At 35.6% G+C, this 19,291-nt stretch carries 17 protein-coding genes and 1 tRNA gene; 7 read left to right on the forward strand and 11 right to left on the reverse strand.

Annotation, left to right across the window (positions count from 1 at the left end; translation table 11 throughout):
* Positions 1 to 1,012 (reverse strand): collagen-like domain-containing protein (locus ACXAGJ_RS22045; RefSeq protein ID WP_474842998.1); only part of this gene is annotated, 1,012 nt, incomplete at its 3' end.
* Positions 1,013 to 1,322: 310 nt separating this feature from the next.
* On the opposite strand from ACXAGJ_RS22045, the gene ACXAGJ_RS22050 reads away from it, so the two are divergent.
* Positions 1,323 to 1,395, forward strand: a tRNA-Gly gene (locus ACXAGJ_RS22050).
* Between the two features lie 499 nt (positions 1,396 to 1,894).
* Here ACXAGJ_RS22050 and ACXAGJ_RS22055 read toward each other — a convergent pair.
* From ACXAGJ_RS22055 to pepE, 5 genes are all read right to left on the reverse strand, one after another.
* Complete coding sequence (locus ACXAGJ_RS22055) at positions 1,895 to 2,536, reverse strand: class I SAM-dependent methyltransferase (RefSeq protein ID WP_474843000.1); 642 nt, start codon at positions 2,534 to 2,536, stop codon at positions 1,895 to 1,897.
* A 61-nt stretch (positions 2,537 to 2,597) separates the two neighbouring features.
* Positions 2,598 to 3,701, reverse strand: a complete 1,104-nt coding sequence (locus ACXAGJ_RS22060; protein WP_474843001.1) for a glycosyltransferase family 2 protein — start codon at positions 3,699 to 3,701, stop codon at positions 2,598 to 2,600.
* Between the two features lie 21 nt (positions 3,702 to 3,722).
* Positions 3,723 to 5,684 (reverse strand): tetratricopeptide repeat protein, encoded by a 1,962-nt coding sequence (locus ACXAGJ_RS22065; protein ID WP_474843003.1) that lies wholly within the window; start codon positions 5,682 to 5,684, stop codon positions 3,723 to 3,725.
* 228 nt (positions 5,685 to 5,912) lie between these two features.
* Positions 5,913 to 6,827: a glutaminase gene (locus tag ACXAGJ_RS22070; protein ID WP_474843005.1), complete on the reverse strand. Its 915-nt coding sequence runs from the start codon at positions 6,825 to 6,827 to the stop codon at positions 5,913 to 5,915.
* 9 nt (positions 6,828 to 6,836) lie between these two features.
* Positions 6,837 to 7,544 carry a dipeptidase PepE gene (gene pepE, locus ACXAGJ_RS22075; RefSeq protein WP_474843007.1) on the reverse strand — a complete coding sequence of 236 codons (708 nt, stop codon included), beginning with the start codon at positions 7,542 to 7,544 and terminating at the stop codon, positions 6,837 to 6,839.
* Positions 7,545 to 7,644: 100 nt separating this feature from the next.
* On the opposite strand from pepE, the gene ACXAGJ_RS22080 reads away from it, so the two are divergent.
* The 6 genes from ACXAGJ_RS22080 (at position 7,645) to ACXAGJ_RS22105 (ending at position 14,412) form a co-directional block, all read left to right on the forward strand.
* A complete protein-coding gene (locus ACXAGJ_RS22080) occupies positions 7,645 to 8,436 on the forward strand; it encodes a carboxypeptidase-like regulatory domain-containing protein (protein ID WP_474843009.1) in 792 nt (263 codons plus the stop codon).
* 79 nt (positions 8,437 to 8,515) lie between these two features.
* On the forward strand, positions 8,516 to 9,271 hold the full coding sequence (locus ACXAGJ_RS22085) for a peptidase associated/transthyretin-like domain-containing protein (protein ID WP_474843010.1): 756 nt from the start codon (positions 8,516 to 8,518) through the stop codon (positions 9,269 to 9,271).
* Positions 9,272 to 9,312: 41 nt separating this feature from the next.
* Positions 9,313 to 9,819, forward strand: coding sequence for a DUF6702 family protein (locus tag ACXAGJ_RS22090; RefSeq protein ID WP_474843012.1), 507 nt, complete (start codon positions 9,313 to 9,315; stop codon positions 9,817 to 9,819).
* Between the two features lie 63 nt (positions 9,820 to 9,882).
* Positions 9,883 to 12,189, forward strand: coding sequence for a M1 family metallopeptidase (locus ACXAGJ_RS22095; protein ID WP_474843014.1), 2,307 nt, complete (start codon positions 9,883 to 9,885; stop codon positions 12,187 to 12,189).
* 87 nt (positions 12,190 to 12,276) lie between these two features.
* Positions 12,277 to 12,570 carry a Sec-independent protein translocase subunit TatA/TatB gene (locus ACXAGJ_RS22100; RefSeq protein ID WP_474843016.1) on the forward strand — a complete coding sequence of 98 codons (294 nt, stop codon included), beginning with the start codon at positions 12,277 to 12,279 and terminating at the stop codon, positions 12,568 to 12,570.
* A gap of 345 nt (positions 12,571 to 12,915) precedes the next feature.
* Positions 12,916 to 14,412, forward strand: a complete 1,497-nt coding sequence (locus ACXAGJ_RS22105; RefSeq protein ID WP_474843018.1) for a S8 family peptidase — start codon at positions 12,916 to 12,918, stop codon at positions 14,410 to 14,412.
* Positions 14,413 to 14,510: 98 nt separating this feature from the next.
* Here ACXAGJ_RS22105 and ACXAGJ_RS22110 read toward each other — a convergent pair whose 3' ends face one another.
* The 5 genes from ACXAGJ_RS22110 to ACXAGJ_RS22130 all read right to left on the reverse strand — a co-directional run bounded on the left by ACXAGJ_RS22110 (position 14,511) and on the right by ACXAGJ_RS22130 (position 19,279).
* Positions 14,511 to 15,152 (reverse strand): O-methyltransferase, encoded by a 642-nt coding sequence (locus ACXAGJ_RS22110; protein WP_474843020.1) that lies wholly within the window; start codon positions 15,150 to 15,152, stop codon positions 14,511 to 14,513.
* A gap of 110 nt (positions 15,153 to 15,262) precedes the next feature.
* A complete protein-coding gene (locus tag ACXAGJ_RS22115; RefSeq protein ID WP_474843022.1) occupies positions 15,263 to 16,363 on the reverse strand; it encodes an amidohydrolase family protein in 1,101 nt (366 codons plus the stop codon).
* Positions 16,364 to 16,424: 61 nt separating this feature from the next.
* The gene (locus tag ACXAGJ_RS22120) at positions 16,425 to 16,952 is read right to left on the reverse strand and encodes a 3-hydroxyanthranilate 3,4-dioxygenase (protein ID WP_473285752.1); all 528 of its coding nucleotides are present in this window, start codon (positions 16,950 to 16,952) and stop codon (positions 16,425 to 16,427) included.
* Between the two features lie 80 nt (positions 16,953 to 17,032).
* Complete coding sequence (locus tag ACXAGJ_RS22125; RefSeq protein ID WP_474843155.1) at positions 17,033 to 17,812, reverse strand: SDR family oxidoreductase; 780 nt, start codon at positions 17,810 to 17,812, stop codon at positions 17,033 to 17,035.
* A 24-nt stretch (positions 17,813 to 17,836) separates the two neighbouring features.
* A complete protein-coding gene (locus ACXAGJ_RS22130; protein ID WP_474843024.1) occupies positions 17,837 to 19,279 on the reverse strand; it encodes an aldehyde dehydrogenase in 1,443 nt (480 codons plus the stop codon).
* Positions 19,280 to 19,291: the final 12 nt, after the last annotated feature.

Raw genomic sequence — 19,291 nt, forward strand, 5'->3', positions numbered from 1 at the left:
TTGCTCCAGTAGCACCCGTAGGTCCTTGCGCTCCGGTTGCTCCAGTAGCACCTGTCGGTCCTTGTGCTCCGGTTGCTCCAGTAGCACCTGTCGGTCCTTGTGCTCCGGTTGCTCCAGTCGCACCTGTCGGCCCTTGTGCACCGGTTGCTCCAGTAGCACCCGTAGGTCCTTGCGCTCCGGTTGCTCCAGTAGCACCCGTAGGTCCTTGTGCACCAGTAGCTCCAGTCGCACCTGTCGGTCCTTGTGCACCGGTTGCTCCAGTGGCACCTGTCGGTCCTTGTGCACCAGTAGCACCTGTATTACCTGTTGGTCCTTGTGCTCCAGTGGCACCTGTATTACCTGTTGGTCCTTGTGCTCCGGTTGCTCCGGTAGCACCCGTAGGTCCTTGTGCTCCTGTTGCTCCAGTCGCACCTGTCGGTCCTTGTGCACCAGTGGCACCTGTATTTCCTGTTGGTCCTTGAGGACCTGTTGGACCTGTAGCACCAAATGTAGTTTGTGTTCCGTCTTCTGCGGTATATGTAAAAGTCCCGTCTGGGTTGGACGTTAATGTCGAGATTGTTTCTGTGAAAGAACCTCCTCCGTTGGATAAGGTAATCGTATTACCACTTTGACTTAAGATTTGTATTTCGTTGGTTGGATCAGCATCTGAATCATTAATTAAGGAAGAAAGATTAACTGCCCCACCATTTTCTAAAGTCAAGATGTTAGTGGTCGAATCGAAACTTAATTGTTGATCATCATTGCCTGTACAAAGGCTGCTCCAGCTATTATTGTTAAACTGGTAGATACAGTTATTATCTGTGTTGTATACTAAAGCTCCATTGAGAGGAGTGATTGCATTCATCTCAGTATTAGTAACTCTGGTCAGAACTAATGCTCTGTTAGAACTTTCTAATTCCATCAAAGAACTTGGGTCTATCAAATTGGGGTTATCACCAACTTTGACTTGTGCCTGGGAGGTAGCTAGAGATAGAAATAAGATGATAAAGAGTAGTTTTATCCTCATATTCATAGTTTATTTGCGGCTTACATTATAATTTAATGAATGGGCCATTACACTTGACGAATGCTTAGTAGGTTAACGTTAATTTCAATTCTTAAATATAAATTGTTAAAGCAATTAAAATCGATTTAACAAAGCAAATATACAATTTTTTCGATAAAATACAATTTTAGTCGATTAAATACGTTAATTCGTCGAATGGATGCGGTGGTTAGTCGCAATTAACTTTCTCTTCTTGTTAAAATTTTAGGAGTTCTAAAGAAATAAGAGATTAAGTTTTTTATTTTATTTAATTCTAATATATTTGCCATCACAAAAGGCGGGAGTAGCTCAGTTGGTAGAGCGTCAGCCTTCCAAGCTGAATGTCGCCGGTTCGAACCCGGTCTCCCGCTCTAGAGCTTCATCTTTATTGATGGAGCTTTTTTTATTTTGTATCTGATCCCTTGTAAATTATTCGGAGTGCTATCTGCCATACTTCCTAGTCCTTAAAAACAATCAACTTTGATGCTAGTATTCTAAAGGGCATTAAAAGAATAACTGTAAGTGCCGTAGCAACTAAATAATGGGTATTTAAATTTAATGCTATGTTGTAAAAGATATTGGCACAGGTATAAAAGAAAAGGATAAAACAAACAAAACGGAATAATTTTTTCTTGTTATGTTTGGTCTTAAATAAATATCTTAACTGAACCATGTATAGGAAGATATAATTGATTCCGTATACTATTATAAAGGATAAGGTTTGATTTACTTCTAACAAGTTTACCATAAATATTAGTCCCAAAAAAACAAATCCATAGCTCAATAGACTGATGAGGATATATCTAAAAGTCAAAGCTTTATTTTCTTCACTGAGTAATTTTTGGAACTTAAACATTTCTTGTAAATTGTTTACAAACCTGTTGGTGGTTCTTTTTCGGCTAAAACTATGGTCCAAGGGATAGGGGATTCGACAGCGATTACCTTTCCGAATTTTTTTTCAATAAGTTTTATGATAGATTTTTTTGACCAGTGATTTAAATGTCCTGGTGTATTGCCGAAGTCCTTTACATATTTCAATCTACACATATTTAAAAATCGCCATAAAGGTTCTCTTGGCACACCCAAGATCAAGTATTTTTGGGATACTCTTTTTATTTCATCTAAGGCAGTTTCAGGATAGTCGAGATGTTCTAATACTTCAAGTAAAAAGATTAATTCTACACTGGAATTATCATATTGAAGTTCGTAAACACTTTCTTGAAAAATATTTAAATCAGGATTATTTCTTTTTGCAACACCAACCAAATTTCCAACATATTCTGAAGCTGTTAAATTGGAAACGAATTGATGAAGCTCGATAGTAGATCTTCCTTCTCCGCAACCAATCTCATGAGCAGATTTAATTTCTGGTATTTTTTTTAATAATTTTTCTACAGATTTGAAATAACTATTTACCAGATATTTTGCAATGAAGCCTTCGTTCTCGTATTTGCCCGAGAAGTCTTCAGTTTCTGGAGTGGCTTTTAATTTGGAGTGGTCTATTTTTTTCAAAACTAGTCTTTTTTGAAATCTGTTTTTGATTGCATTTGATCAAAGATAATTATTTGAAAAATTATTTTGACAAGCGCTCATTGTCCTGAATATCCATCCACATTGCGAACAAAAAGGACTGAAAACCAGAAATAGTTAGAAAAATAAAAATAATCAGGTAGTCTGTTGGAGTCTTTACATTAGGGGTGAAAAAATTATACAACAAGTGGTAAAGGAAATAAGAGTTTATAATTCCTATGAGAATAGCTACCCAATACAAGACGAATAAAGGATGAAAACTTCTGTAGAGATATTTTATGGTTAATCTTTTAAAAAAGCATCGAATTAATAGGAACAGAATGGGAAATGTAACCTTGATGACGCTTAATTTAGATTGTTCTCCAACACCGTAAACAGGTTTTATTTTAACTTCTCTTATGGTACAGAAGGCAATATTAAGTTTTACGAGTACATCGTTTGGCATACCATACCTTTTGTAGATCTTATATAAAGGGATGGAGTTTAATGCATTATTTGACATTGCTGTATATCCACTTTGTGTATCAGAAATCCCCCAGTAACCAGAAACTATTTTTGTAAGAATACTCAATATAGAATTTCCGAAGAAACGTATTCTTGGAATAATCACCCATGCACTTTTATGAATTAATCGATTTCCTTTTACGTAGTCAATGTCTTCGTAAACAACAGGATTACAAATGGACTCTAGTTCATTAGGATCCATTTGACCGTCACCATTCATTACCACAGCACAATCAATATCATGATCTTTACACCATTTATATCCGGTTGCAACCGAAGCTCCTACACCACCATTTTTTAAGTGTTTGATCAAAATGATTTTGTCATTGTCGGGATCTTTGTTGACAATTTCGATAGGAGTAAACTTTTTTACTTCCTCTATGTTTTTTTGATGTACCTCTATATCTGCTTGATTATAGATCGTAGGGGTAATATTCTTTTTGAGATTTGAAGATATTTTAAGAGTTGAGGTATTGTCTCCTTTTAGATATTCCGTAACAACCTCTACGGTATTGTCTTTGGATACATCATCAATGACTATGATACGATCTACGAAATCGGGTAAACTATCAATGACCATAGCTATTTGTGTGCCTTCATTATAGCAAGGAATTACAATAGCGATTGTTTTGTTGTTTAACATTGTCTACTTTTTAATTAAGTGTCAATTTAAGTTGTCTGAAGCCCATTTAAGGTTATTCTTAGCTAATTGGTAATTTGGAGCGATATCTAAAGATTTCTTGCAGGCTTCAAATGCAAGCTTCCATTGTTTCATTTGGTTATGCGCCGAACAGATATTGTTATATGCAAAAGCATTATTTGAATCTATTTCTAGAATATTTCTACACACGGAAATAACCGATTGATATTCCCCTAAATTATAATATTTTAAACTTAATTCTAGTAATTTATTAATATCAGCGTTATGTATTGCCTTTTTTCGATCTGCCTCAATTTCTTGTTTTAATAGGGTGATTTTTGAAGATGTATTTTTTAATAAGCTTTTCGATTGGACATGATTAGGGCTTTTTTTTAAGGCTTGATTTAAGTATTTTTTTGCCTCTACATGTTTATTTCTTTCATATAAATATCTTCCATAAAAATATTCTGGAGTAGGAGAAGATGAATTTAGGTTAATGGCATATTCAAAATGTTCTTTTGCTTTTTGATGGTTGTTTTGAGCGCCATACAAAATACCCATATTAACATGTAGAACATAGTAGTTAGGTTGTATTTGATACGCTTTATTATAGTAATCAAGTGCAAGGTCGTAATTTCCTTTCTCCATCTGACTTAATCCGTAATTCATCAATCCTCGGCCATTTTTTGGGCTTTTAATGGTAACATCTTTCCATAAGGATTCTGTAGACCCCCAGACCTTATTTCTTTGAATGGTTCCATAAGCATGAGCACTAATTACTACCAGAAATAAACCTATGAGAATAGATGCTTTCTTTTTGTTCTGGATCAGCTTATATTTTTCGAATATTGTTAGAAGAGCCCATGGGATAGCTATGAATAAACCTATAAAAGGAAAAAAAGTGCGATGATCGTTGGCGATTTGAAAAAGAGGATTTAATGTAGTAGGTAATGAAGCAATAAAAAACCACGAGATTCCAAAAGAAATAGGTCTTAATTTCTTTTGAAAGGAAGTTTTTATCATGACTGAAACCATTATAAGAATTACAATAAGTCCAGATAAAATACGAAAATCATACCATGGTTTGATGATAGCAACATCGGGATCGGCACTTAAATTAATGGGTAAAATGAAGTTTCCTAGATAATGCAGAGTAACAAAAAACTGGGTGCTAATATATTCAAATCTAGTAATTGTGTAATTTGTAGATACTGTGGCCTCTGGTGTTAGATAGTACTGATTGAATATGAATAAGGAAGTTAAAACTATCGCAGTAGGCGCTACTTTTTTTGAAAATTTAATTAACTTTTTTTTAGTATCTGTTTTGAAATTAGTTAGCAGTGAATGTTCTTCAAATAGTAATATATACATAAATAATATAGGTAAAAACATTACCCCTGTTTGTTTTGTCCATACTCCAATTATGGCAGTTATTAGATACAAATGCCATTTTTTTCCGAAAGGATGTATATATAAAAGTAAAGACATAACTACACAAAGCGTGGAAAAAGAATCAGACCGTGCGCATATATAATTGATGGTTTCTGCATTTGTAGTATGAACGGCAAACCATGCTGTAGACAATAAAGCAGTTATGATTATCCCTTTGTTCGAGGATTCAGAGAGCTTATAAATCTTTTTGATGAGAATGAATACGAGAATAATGAGAACCAAAAACCAAAAAAATATGTGATAGTGAAAAAACTCAGGATTTAAACCACCTCCAAACTTATAGTCCAAAGCATTCATCAATGTTATCATAGGGCGATAAGATCGATTTGCGGGTAAGGAACTAAAAGTGTCGGCGTTGGTAAAGAATTCTGTCCAATTGTCTAAACTCTGAATGGACTCATTTTCGGTAATTGTATGAAAATCATCAAAGAAAAAAGGATTGTCAAAGTGATTTAAATAAACAACAAAAGTCACAATAAGTATTGTAGATAAAGCTACCGTTTGAAAAGTTCGGTTAGTGAAGTTGTTAAACATATACTTTTAAATTGTAAGCGTAATCCTTAATAAATATTGACTGCAATAATTACCAAAAATTATTTGATGTTAGAGTTAGCTCAAGTGAGAAATACTTTTATAGAAGCTAAATATAAGAGTTTTTATGATTTCGTTATGATTTTGAAAGTTCCTTTCTTCTCGGGTTAGTGTATAATCACAAATGGTAGAGAAGGATATATTCATAGTTTTTAGGAATATTTTGTTTATTTAAAAAATAGACAAACCCGTAAGCGTAGTTAGCCTTTCCAAAGCAAACATACCCAATTCAGAGTTGCCTTTGGGATTAAGAGGAGGGCTCCATACGGTTACGGTATATTGCCCAGGGTGTACAGCGGTTATTCCACCTCCAACACCACTTTTACCCGGTAACCCTACTCTAAAAGTAAATTCTCCAGCTTCATCATAGAATCCACAGGTTTGCATGATAGCATTAATTCGTTTTACCTTTTGAGGTGACAGGATTTGTTGTTCATCAGATATTTTTCTACCTTGATTGGCATACATCATAAAAGCCGTAGACAATTCTTTGCAAGACATTTCAACTGCACATTGAAAAATATAAAAGTCCAACACTGTTTCGATATCATTTTTGATATTTCCAAAGGACTTCATTAGGTTCAATAGGGCTGCGTTCCTGTGGCTATACTTTTTTTCAGAATAGAATACTTCTTTATTGATATCTATAGTTGTATTGTTTGTTATGTTATGAATAAAATTGAGGAAGTCTTTTTTAGGATTCTTCAAAAGTGAAATTAGAATATCTGAAATGACCAAGGCGCCCGCGTTGATAAATGGATTTCTGGGAATACCCTGTTCATACTCCAATTGAACAAGAGAATTAAACGGATCCCCAGAGGGCTCGACATCTACACGTTCAAACAAACTATCATCGGTTAATGACATTGCCAGCGTAAGTGCAAAAACCTTTGAGATACTTTGGATAGAAAATCGTTCCTGAGAATTACCAAAATGATAATGCCCGGAGTTGATGCAATACAAATTCATTCCAAATTTATCAGGACTCACTTTTGCAAGTTCAGGAATATAAGAAGCAACAGTACCTGTACTTTTTTTTAAGTTGAGTTCTTCTTGTATTTGATTTAGTATAGCCTGATAATTCATTATTGAGAATTAGTTAAGGTGACTTAGGGAGCTTCCTGGATCAATTTCATAAGGAGTTTTATCCTTTTCAAAAATACGAGCCGTTAGATTTCCTCCCAGTGTAATTTTATCTCCATCTACTTTTAACCAACTTCCTTCTCTTAAACCAACAACTGGTTGTGTATTGAGGTTGTGAAATTCTTTGATACGAGTCTCACGTGTTTCTCCTTTATGAGTAGAGTTGGGGTCCGGATCCAAATAGTGTGGATTAATGTTAAAAGGTACTATTCCCAAAGTTTTTAAACTTGGAGGGTGAACAATCGGCATATCATTGGTGGTTTGCATTGTTAAACCACAAATATTACTTCCTGCACTAGTTCCTAAATAAGGTGTGCCGGACATGACTGCATCTCTAATTAGTGGAATACATTCGTTACGATACAATTGATCTACCAACAAAAATGTATTTCCTCCACCTGTATAAATACCTTGTACATTTTTAAAAGCTTCTTGCGCATCAGAAAACATATGAATGCTAACAATACGTTTATTTATTTTCTTGAAAATATTATTAATACCAATGGTATATTCATCATGGGAGATACCTCCGGGACGAGCATATGGAATGAAAAGAACTTCGTCTCGGCCTTGGTACAATTCTTCTAATGTGTCTAGCAAATATTCTAATGGTTGGCTACCGTGCAGGGCAGAGGTACTAGCGATAATACAATTTGTCATTAGTTTTTCTTATAGGTGGTTTAACTTTTTCTTATAGAGAAATACCGAGGTAAGATAAAAAAATGTAGTATCTTTTTGAAGAAAATTAACCCTGTTTACAATGAAAGTGAAATTAGCCATCCTATTTATCTGTTTAGTAGTTACTCAATCTATTGCGCAAATTACTTCAAGAGTGATGATTGAAGGTAAAATCAGTGCTCCAATCGGTGATGATGTCGAAGGTGTAGTAATATATAATCGTAGTTCTAATAAAGGAACGATTACCAACCAAAAAGGAGAATTTAAAATCAATGCTGGTATTAATGACAAAATAGAGATTGTGGCAATGCAATATCAACACTTTTTAGTATTGATAGACAAAGGAGTAGTCGACAGTAAGAGGTTGAATGTTTTTCTGAATGAATCTGTCAATCAATTAGAAGAAGTAGTCGTTACTCCTTATGATCTATTGGGTAATGTATCTGTAGATGTCAAAAAAATTGGTTTTAGTGAAAGTGGAATAGGAGAGGTTGCTAAAGAAACTTCGACAAGAATTAATGACACTGACTATGATTTTAGACCAGATGAAGTGAGTGCATTAGAAAATAAAGTGTTTTTAGAAGATAGAATGATTAACGGTTTAAACTTTGTCAATCTTTTTAAGTTAGTTTATAATGATAAAGATAATTCAAAGAATAAAAAGAAACCCAAAGATATTGATGTGAAGATGAGAGATATGTACAATGACGATTTCTTCAGAAACTTTTTGGCTCTTGAGATGGATCAGATCAATGACTTTATCTTCTTTGCCGAAGATAATGGGTTGGATAATGCATATTTCGAAACCGGTAAAGAACTGGATCTTCTTCAGTTTTTGGTATATCAAAGTAAATTATACCGTCAGCGACAATAGTTTTGTAACGAACGGATTCAAGTAACGTCTTTTACGTAGCGCTTAGTGGATATTGCACTGGGGCTCTATTTCGTAATTGATGAAAAAAACTATTACTCTTTTTATGCTACTTGTGTTGTCTATTGGTTTTGGGTATGCGCAAATGCTTAAGGGTAAGGTGGTAGCAGATTCAATACAAGGGTATGCGATAAACATTGTTAACTATACAAACTTGAAAGGAACAACCAATGACGAGAATGGTTTTTTCAATATTCCTGCAAACGTTGGTGACTCTGTTGTCTTTTCTTCGGTTCAATACAAAGTAGTTACCCTAAAAGTCAGTAAAGAGGATCTTGATAATGAAAATTTAGAAATTGTTCTATCTGCCAAAGTTCAATTACTTGATCGTGTAAAAGTAAGTAATATTGAGCTGTCTGGATATCTTACTGATGATGTGGGTAAGGTAGAATTGTTACCTTATGTAGATAATAAAATTTTAGGGCTTCCTTTTAGTGATAAACCACAACCTACACAAATAGAACGAAGGATTTATACTGCAAAATCAGGGATTTTGGAAAGGCCTATCAATTATTTGAATGGTACTCTCAAAAAATTAAAAAGAATTAAGGCGCTTCAAGATCTAGATAAGGTAGTACATCAGGGTGAGACCTCTTTTGACACTTCTTTTTTTGTGATCGCTCTGGAGATTCCTGAGGAGTTAGTTACTGATTTTATTTATTATTGCGCAGAGGACGATTACTTCAAAGATTTGTTGGCAAATTCAAAAAAGTTGAGCCTGATGGATTTTTTTAAAGGTAAAGCAGTATTATATCGAGAACACAAAGAGCTGGATTAATTATTTTAAGTACATTTAACCCTTTATAATTTTTTATAAATATGAAAAAGAGCTTAAGTCTTGTGTTCTGTGTTATGGTGATTGCTTTGAGTTCGTTCGTTGCTCATAAGTTTTATGTCAGTGTTACACAAGTCGAATATAATAAAGAACAACAATCACTTCAGATTATTACCAGAGTTTTTATCGATGATATCGAAGAAGTACTTCGACAGCGATATGATGCAAAAATTCAACTAGAGCCAAATGCAGAAAGTCCAAATGTCGATGAATATTTGGAGAAATACTTCGATCAAAAAATCACTTTTATCATTAATGGAGAAGAAAAGCCTTTCGTATTTTTAGGAAAAGAATATGAAGATGATCTGATCCTCTTATATCTGGAAATAGAAAATATAAATAGTTTAGAAACTTTTGAAATATCCAATCAAGTATTAATGGATCTTTTTGAAGAACAACAAAATATTATTCATGTTAAAAATGAAAACATCCGTAAGAGCCTTATCCTAGAAAAAAGAAGGGATACAGGGATGTTAAAATTTAGTGAATAAATCTTTAAGCTTTTAAAAAACAACTATTTTGCAAATCATTTCAATTAACTCAAATTCATTCCAATGAAAAAGATTCTTTTACTTCTTTTGGGGGCTATGATGGTATCTGGGGCCTATGCACAAGACCAAGGGAACGATAGAGGTGCGCGAAGATTAGGGCACACAAATCAAAACAAGTTCAAACAAATGTATGAGGAGTTTGCAACTCCTAATATGTACCGTACAGCTTCTGGTGCACCGGGAGCAGCTTATTATCAGCAGCAAGCAGATTACAAAATGGATATCGAGCTTGATGATAAGAACAAAAAAATAACGGGTAAAGAAACGATTACATATACCAATAATTCACCAGATGATTTAGAGTTTTTATGGGTGCAATTGGATCAAAATATGAGAGCAAAAGATTCTAAAACTCCATTAATACAACCGGATGGAGTGGCAGGAGCAGAACAGCCTGGAACTTTTGCGGCAAAATACCTTGGAGCTCCTTTTGATGGAGGATTTAATATTACTGCAGTAAAAGATGCTAATGGTAGTCCTCTACAGTATACCATCAACGCTACGATGATGCGTGTAGAAATGCCAAAAGATCTTAAGTCTGGAGAGAAATTTGTATTTTCTATCGATTGGTGGTATAACATCAATAACCATGTCCTCAAAAGAGGAAGGTCTGGATATGAAGAGTTTGCAGATGGAAACAGAGCCTATGTAATCGCTCAGTTCTATCCTCGTATGGCAGTTTACAATGATGTAGAAGGATGGCAAAATCACCAGTTTTGGGGAAGAGGAGAGTTTGCATTACCTTTTGGAAACTTTGATGTGAATATTACTGTGCCTTCAGACCATATTTTGGATGCTACAGGAAAATTAACGAATAGAAAAGAGGTTTTCAGTAAGGAAATGATGAGTCGTTATGAAAAGGCTAAGAAATCCTATGATAAACCGGTAATTATTGTAAGCCAGAAAGAAGCTGAAGCAAAGGAAAAATCATTTGCCAGTGATAAAAAAACTTGGAGATTTAGTGCTAAAAATGTTCGGGATTTTGGATTTGCTAGTTCTAGAAGATTTATATGGGATATGATGGCTGTTAAGGTTGGAGGTAAAGACGTAATGGCTGTTTCTATGTATCCAAAAGAAGGAAATCCACTTTGGGAAGACTGGTCTACAAAAGTTGTAGCGAGTACTTTAAAGTCTTACAGTCGAATGACTTTTGATTATCCATATCACAAAGCCATTTCTGTGCATGCAAAAAATCAAGGTATGGAATACCCTATGATTTGCTGGAACTACGGAAGACCAAATCCTGATGGTACCTACAGCGATCGAGTTAAATATGGAATGATGAGTGTGATTATACACGAAGTTGGACATAACTTCTTCCCGATGATTGTGAATAGCGATGAGCGTCAGTGGACATGGATGGACGAAGGATTAAATACCTTTGTGCAGTACGTAGCAGAACAGGATTTTGCAGAATGGTATCCAGAAGCTGTAGCACCACTCAAAAAATATCCTTCAAGAAGAGGTCCTGCACAAAAAATCATTCCTTATATGAGTGGAAACCAGGATTTCTTATCTCCAATTATGACACAATCTAACAATATCCATCAATTTGGGCCTAATGCATATGCAAAGCCTGCAACTGGTTTGAATATATTGAGAGAAACGGTTATGGGAAGAGAGCTTTTTGATTACTCTTTCAGAACATATTCTCAAAGATGGATGTTCAAACACCCAACTCCAGAAGACTTTTTCAGAACAATGGAAGATGCTTCTGCTGTAGATTTAGACTGGTTTTGGAGAGGATGGTTCTACACTACCGATTATACAGATATTGGAGTGGGAGAGGTGAAGAAGTTTGTAGTGTCCAAAGAAGCTACACAACAAGCTAAAGACTTTGCAGCTGCTCGTGGAGTTAGAGTTGAAGATTTTGGGCCATTAGTATTTATGGTAGAAGAAGGTAGTGACGAATACAATACAATTAAGAGTAATGGAAACATTATTGATAATGCGAAGACCTTGAAAGAATATGTAATGGATAACTTCTCTGTAGGAGAAAGAGAGAAATTGAAAGAGCCTAAATATTTCTATGAGGTTACTTTTGAAAAGCCAGGAGGTTTAGTAATGCCATTAATTGTAGAATATACTTATGAGGATGGTACTTCTGAAACGATTACTTATCCAGCAGAAATCTGGAGAAAAAATGACACAAGAGTAAAACGTGCTATAGCTTCAGAAAAGAGTATTACCAAAATAGTGGTAGATCCAAATTTTGAGACTGCGGATATAGATACATCAAATAACAGCTGGCCTCAAAACAATCAAATTGGTAAGTTTGATAAATTTAAAAATAAAGTGAAGGGAAAATAATCCTGAACATAAAATTTTCATAAACAAAGCCATCACTAGTAATGTGATGGCTTTTGTTTTATGGATATTACCTATATTTGTACCCATATGATGACAATACCTTTGTTTATAAGTGGAGCCGAGATTGCCTTTATCGTTTTTATATTGGTAATGGTTTTTGGTGCGGATAAAATACCTGAAATTGCTCGGGGCTTAGGCAAAGGAATGAGAATCGTAAAAGACGCTACAAACGATATCAAAACCGAAATTACCAAAAGTGCAGAAAAGCACGGTATAGATACTGAGATTACTTCTTCTATTACTACAGATATCAAAAAAGAAATCGATCAGGTAAAAGACGATATCGAAGAGATTACCGGCCCGGTAAAACGAAAATTATGATTTTGATTTTCAATCAACTTACATTTTTGATCAATTTTCCTTGTAGATTTTAATTTTTTTTCAAAAAAAATACATTTTTTTTGCCGGTATGATATTTTTAAATATCAATCGGCAAAAGCTCCTGTGTTTATAGGTGTTTCGGGGAAATTTTAGCTTAACAACAAGGTACTATGCGAGCATAATACTGCGTTTTTTATTGCGATAACCGCAAAAAATCAATAAAATATTTAGAATATAATTAATATATTAGGAGTGAAATTAACTAAATGATAAATTTTGATTATTTTTTCGATAATCACAACATAGTAGTTTTTAACACACAAACTCATAAATCTTATTCTAAAAATGAAAAAACTAATCCTTCTAAGTTTTGGACTTCTTTTGGTGTTTTCTTGTTCCAAAGAAGATCCAAATTCAATTATTGATCCCATGGTAGAATCGATCGATTCTCAAAAGATTCTTTCTGTAGACGAAATCAACAAGTATATAGCTAATGAGCTAAAAACCACAGGTGATCTGGCTTGGCGAGATGCACCAGCAATGGTGTTATATAGTGCAGTAATGCATAGTGGCGGTATTTTAAGTGTTGGTTATGGAGAAAAGGGAGAAAGTTTTACTACACAGCAACGCTCCCCCAGATTGAACAGTGCTAAAAATAATATTATAGATATCGTTCAAGGTGCAGAACAGGCTACAAAAGCTAATGTTTTACAATATGAAGATGAGACTTTCAATTTTGTAGACTTTGAGATTTCTAGTTTGGAAACTGTGATTGCTTTACAACAAGCAGATCAAGTACGGTATATAGATACATTCTACACTTCTTATTTGGAACAAAACGATGTGCAACAAAAGGATTTTGGATGTGCACAAAGTGGAGAAAATATCAATGGAAATGATTATCGCGTGATTTCTCCTAATGCATGGTTACCGTGGAATTTTGATATTCATAACGTACCGCAAGCCTGGAATTACAGCACAGGAGCAGGAATTACCGTTGGATTAATAGATACTGGACTTTCTGCGAACCAAAGCTTATTGGGTAGTAATTTCAACGATGGTAGTTCTAATGGAAGATTCGTACAACGTTTTGGAACATATATCGATTCTCCTTGGTGGTGGTCAAATAATGTGGATGGACCAAATGACAGATGTGGTCATGGTACGTCTATGGCCTCAGCTATTGCTTCGCCAAGAAATGATGATGGTATGCCAGTAGGAGTAGCATACAATAGTAATTTAGTGTCTTATAGAGGAACTTCTGATGTAGTCCTAGAAGATTATCATGAGCGCAAAGGAGTTCGTGATGCTTTAAGAGCATTAGGGAATCGTAACGATGTGAGAATCATTTCGATGTCTATTGGATATCCTTGGTCTATCGGTAATGTAAAGGATGCTGTTCGTTATGCATATGGAAAAGGAAAAATGATTATTGCTGCAGGAGGAACATCAACTTCGTTTACCAATTGGTATGGAGTTATTTTTCCAGCTAGCATGAGTGAAACAGTTGCTGTTACAGGAATAAAAGATAATGGGTATAACCGTTGTAGCAATTGTCACGATGGAAATAAGATAGACTTTACTATCGTAATGCAAAGAGCAGGAGATTCAGGTAGAAATGTTCCAGTAGTTGGATTTAACGGTGGAACTAGAAATTATGTTGGAGGGTCTTCGGTAGCTACGGCTACAACAGCCGGGATTGCAGCCTTGGTATGGGCTCGTAACCCTAATATGTCCAGAGCACAAGTGCTGGATAAGTTAAAAAGAGCAGGAGAGTTTTATCCTAGTCGCAATAGCCGATTTGGATATGGAAATATTAATGCACTGAAAGCGGTGCAGTAAGTTGAGCGAGTAATGATTTGTTTTCTGGGTTAGGTCAGAAAAGAAGAGTAAGGCATCTCCTCTTGTACAAGAGGAGATGTTTTTTTTGTATATGTACTCTATAGTACTCGACTTATCGTAAGTCCATCTCGAATTGGAAGCAGTACTGTTTCAATACGAGTATCTTCAACTAATAGTTTGTTGTATTCAAGGAGTGCTTTTGTAGAAAGGTCATCCTCTTCTATAGCTTCTATTACTTTGCCACTCCATAATACATTATCAGATAATATAACACCTCCTGGTTTTATTTTATTAATGATTAATTCAAAATAGAGCGGATAATTCGGTTTATCTGCATCTATAAAAACCAAATCAAATGCTAAATCAATATTAGGTATAATGGTAGTTGCATCACCTATATGTTGATGTATCCGGTTCCCATAGGGTGATAAATCAAAGTACTTACGCTGAAAACTTTCCAACTCTTCGTTGATGTCAATAGTATGTAGTTGCCCATCTTTTTGCATTCCTTCTGCCAAGCAAATTGCAGAATAGCCAGTGTAAGTGCCTATTTCCAGAATATGTTTTGGTGATATAAGTTTAGAAAGCATACTTAATACTCTCCCTTGATAAGCGCCACTCAGCATACGAGGTTGTAAAATCTTTTGATAGGTTTCTCTGGTGAGTTGTTGAAGTAATTCGGGTTCCTGCTGTGTGTGTTGGACCACATAATTGTCCAATTCTTCTGGAATGAAGTGCATATATTAGTTTTTTGTAAAGCTTGATTATGATAATTCATAAAAGGCTTTCTTGTTGTGTATCACTTAGAAAGCCTTTTGTGTATTTAAATGTATTGTTGGAAAAGTTAGGATTAATCCACTTTTATGGTCTCTCCCAAAATTTTGTTTGTTAAGTTTCTTTTAGCTTCTTCGTTATCTCCAAATAACCAATTTAGAACATTGCATTCCCAAATTTCGTCGTATTCTTTTTCATTGATAATATCACGTTCTAAAGCCAAATCCAATATTTTTCCAGGATAAGAAGATTGCGGCTCGCTTTCCATTTCTCCTAGAGGATAGGGATCATCAAGCCCCATAATAACCTGTTTGCTACCCTGTCGTTCTACAGTAAGTTTTAACGAATCTGTATCATGTACCAAAGTGTCAAAATAGATGTTTGGATGTCCTACTGCTTTTCTTGGGTGTTGTTTCCCTTCAAAAAGATCAGGTCTACCATCAAAACCTTGAATACGTCGTCCTAGATTCATTTGCGCCAATTGCCCTCCGTGAGCAAAACAAGTTCTAATGTTTGGGTATCGATTTTGCATTCCGTTTAAAGTATAAAAATGATAGGCATCACCACATTGGGCCAGCATCCATACCAAATGAAAACGCCAGGCTACATTTTCAAGTTTTATCATTTTATCACCATCATAAGGATGTACTTCGATGGCAAGCTTGTATTTGTCAGCAAGCTCAAAAATAGGATCATTTTCTTCATCAAAAATGCATCGCCATTGTCCGATAGAATCCATAAAATGTGTGGGTAAGCATAATACATACATACCCAGCTCTTCTACACAACGTTCAATTTCCCATAGTGCTCCATTAATAAATCCAGGATGTACCACAAAACCACAAGAAAATTTGTCTGGATGATCTCTCTGTACATTTGCGTTGAAATCATTTTGAAAACGCAAAGCGTGCTTCATTTCCTCTAATCTTAAGCCATTTCCATACAATTGCGAGAGATTAAGGACCACCGCATGATCAATCTTGTTTTGTTCCATCCATTCCAGTTTTTCATTCAAGAAAAAGCTGGAATGTGTTACCGGCCGTTTCCAGCCTTTTTGTAACATATATTTTCGCTCATCATCAACCCAAAAAATCTCCTTTTCTTTCATGAACTTCGGAATCTCCTCGGGATAGGGCAGTAAATGCGAATGTCCGTTAATTCTAAGTTTTCGTTTCATCTGTTTGTTATGTTGTTATGTAAGTTATTTGATGAGTTTTTTGCTCATTAGCATGTGTGCATCAGGATTTCTTTTGAGGAGGTTCCATTACCGCTCCACAGTTAGAACAAGTACACTTTTCTTTGTCACTATAGTATTTGTCAAAAATGATAGGCATATCAGTTTCAATATTATCCAAAGCAAACTCCTCTCTGTATAAAGGGGAATTACAGTTTTCGCAATACCATTCTAAAGCATCCATCATGCCTTCACTACGTGGATATTCAATCACTAAACCTACTGTATTGGCACCACGTTGAGGTGAATGTGGTACTTTGGGTGGTAGCAAATAAATATCGCCTTCTTTGATATGAACATCTTTAGGTTCACCATTCTCTATTATTTTTAGTACAATATCTCCTTCTACTTGATAGAAGAATTCTGGAGTCTCATTATAGTGATAATCTTTACGATTATTAGGACCACCAACAACCATGACTATAAAATCTCCATTTTCCCAAACGCATTTATTTCCAACTGGCGGTTTTAACAGATGTCTATGCTCTTCGATCCAGGCTTTAAAATTTAATGGTGAAACTAGATTATTCATAATATTCGTTCGATTTTGTTAAGTATTCCTTTATTAAATGTAAGTATTTTGATTTGTATTTTATAATAACAAATGGTTAACTATAAGGACTTTGTCCTTCCTCCATCAACAGGAACATTAATCCCATTAATATACGATGCTGCTGCAGAAGCCAAAAAAGCAACAGCATTAGCAGTTTCCTCTGGTTGTGCAAATCTTTTGGCCGGAATATCATTCTTCATAGCATTTTCAACTTCTTCGATCGACTTACCAGTTTTTGAAGCTTTGTTCTTAATGATTTGTGATAACCTTTCGGTAGCTGTTGCTCCTGGTAACACATTGTTAACGGTAATACCAAATTGTCCTAACTCATTGGCTAGTGTTTTTGACCAATTCGCGACGGCACCTCGGATTGTATTTGATACACCTAACCCAGAAAGTGGCTGCTTTACAGAAGTAGAAATAATATTGATAATTCTACCATATCCTTCCTTTTGCATTCCCGGAACCAAAGCTTTTACTAAAATGTGATTACATTTTAAATGTTGCGTAAAAGCGCTTTCAAACTCTTGTGTCGTCGCGTCATATATAGGCCCGGCAGCTGGCCCTCCGGTGTTATTGATGAGTATATGATAATTCTTGGTAGTGTTTTTTGTTTTTTCCTCTAAGTCAGAGGGGTTTTGAAAATCTGCAACCAAATAATCATGAGATTGTCCTTGGGCTGTATCCAGTTCTTTTAGCACTTCTTGTAGCTTTTGTTCGTTTCGTGCTACCAAGGTAATATTCGCTCCCAAGTCTGCCAGTTGTAGGGCAGAGGCTTTTCCTATTCCCTGGGTGCTACCGCAGACTAATGCGTTTTTATGGGTAAGATTGAGATTCATCATAGAAACTTCTTATAGTGTTTTTTAATATTGTATACATACGTTTTTAGGTTCCGTAAAGAAGCGTAAGGCTTCAAAACCACCTTCTCTACCGACTCCAGAATTTTTGATACCCCCAAAGGGTGTTCGCAAGTCTCGCATCATCCATGTATTGATCCAAACAATACCGGCGTGGATGTGTTTGGCTAAATACATACTTCGATTTAAATTATTTGTCCATATGGTACTGGACAAACCATAACGAACATCATTGGCCATAGATAATGCTTGTTCATCATTATCAAAAGGTGTGATAGTTACTACCGGCCCAAAGATCTCTTCCTGCATTACGCTGCATTGCGTGGAATTAACTTCTATAACTGTAGGTTGTAAGTAATATCCATTTTCATGGCCTTCAACAGTAACATATTCGCCACCACACAAAATAGTTCCTCCTTCTTCTTTGGCTTTATCGATGTAGGACTTTACTTTTTCGAGGTGGGGTTTAGAAACTAAGGCTCCTACATTGGTCTCAGGGGCTAATGGATCTCCAATTTTTAATGCTTTGGTTTTTTCAACAAAATCGGATTTGAATTGATCATAAATACTCCTTTCTATAAAAATTCGAGAACCGCACAGGCATATTTGTCCTTGATTGGCAAAAGAGGACCTGAGTGTAGTACTTAACATTTTGTCGTAATCACAATCTGCGAATATTAGATTTGGGTTTTTGCCTCCTAGCTCTAGGGATAACTTCTTGAATGCAGGAGCTGCAACTTTTGCAATATGAGCTCCTGTTTTGGTGCCTCCCGTAAAAGAAATAGCTTTGATGTCTGGGTGTTGGATAATAGCTTGACCTGCACTAGTACCCAACCCATGTACAATATTTAAAACTCCATTGGGTAACCCAGCACTTGTACAGATTTCCCCTAATAAAAATGCAGTCATTGGAGTAATTTCACTGGGTTTGGCCACTACAGTGTTTCCCGCAGCCAGAGCAGGCGCGATTTTCCAGGTGAATAAATATAAAGGCAGATTCCAAGGAGAGATACAACCTACTACACCTATTGGGTGCCTCAACGTAAAATTGATCGCATCCAGACCACTGCTTTCGTGAGCTTCGCTTGCAAATTGTGTAATGGCATGTGCAAAAAACTGAAAATTAGATGCTCCCCTTGGGATATCCACACTTTTGGCAAGGCTAAGAGGTTTGCCATTATCTATTGATTCGGCTAGTGCTAGCTCATCTGCTTTTTCATTGATTAAGGTTGCAATTCTGGATAGAATTTCGCTGCGTTGTTGCAAAGTGGTGTTGGACCAATCGGGATATGCTTTTTTTGCCGCCGTGTAGGCCAGCTCAATATCTTCGGTAGTCGAATTAGGAATACGTCCATACACTTCACCAGTGGATGGTTTGTAATTATCTATCCAGTTATCTAGTACAGGAGGGATAAATTTGCCGTCGATATAGTTATGTATTTCTTTCATTCCTTAATTGAA

This window comes from Aquimarina sp. AWH4_224, assembly GCF_056160245.1.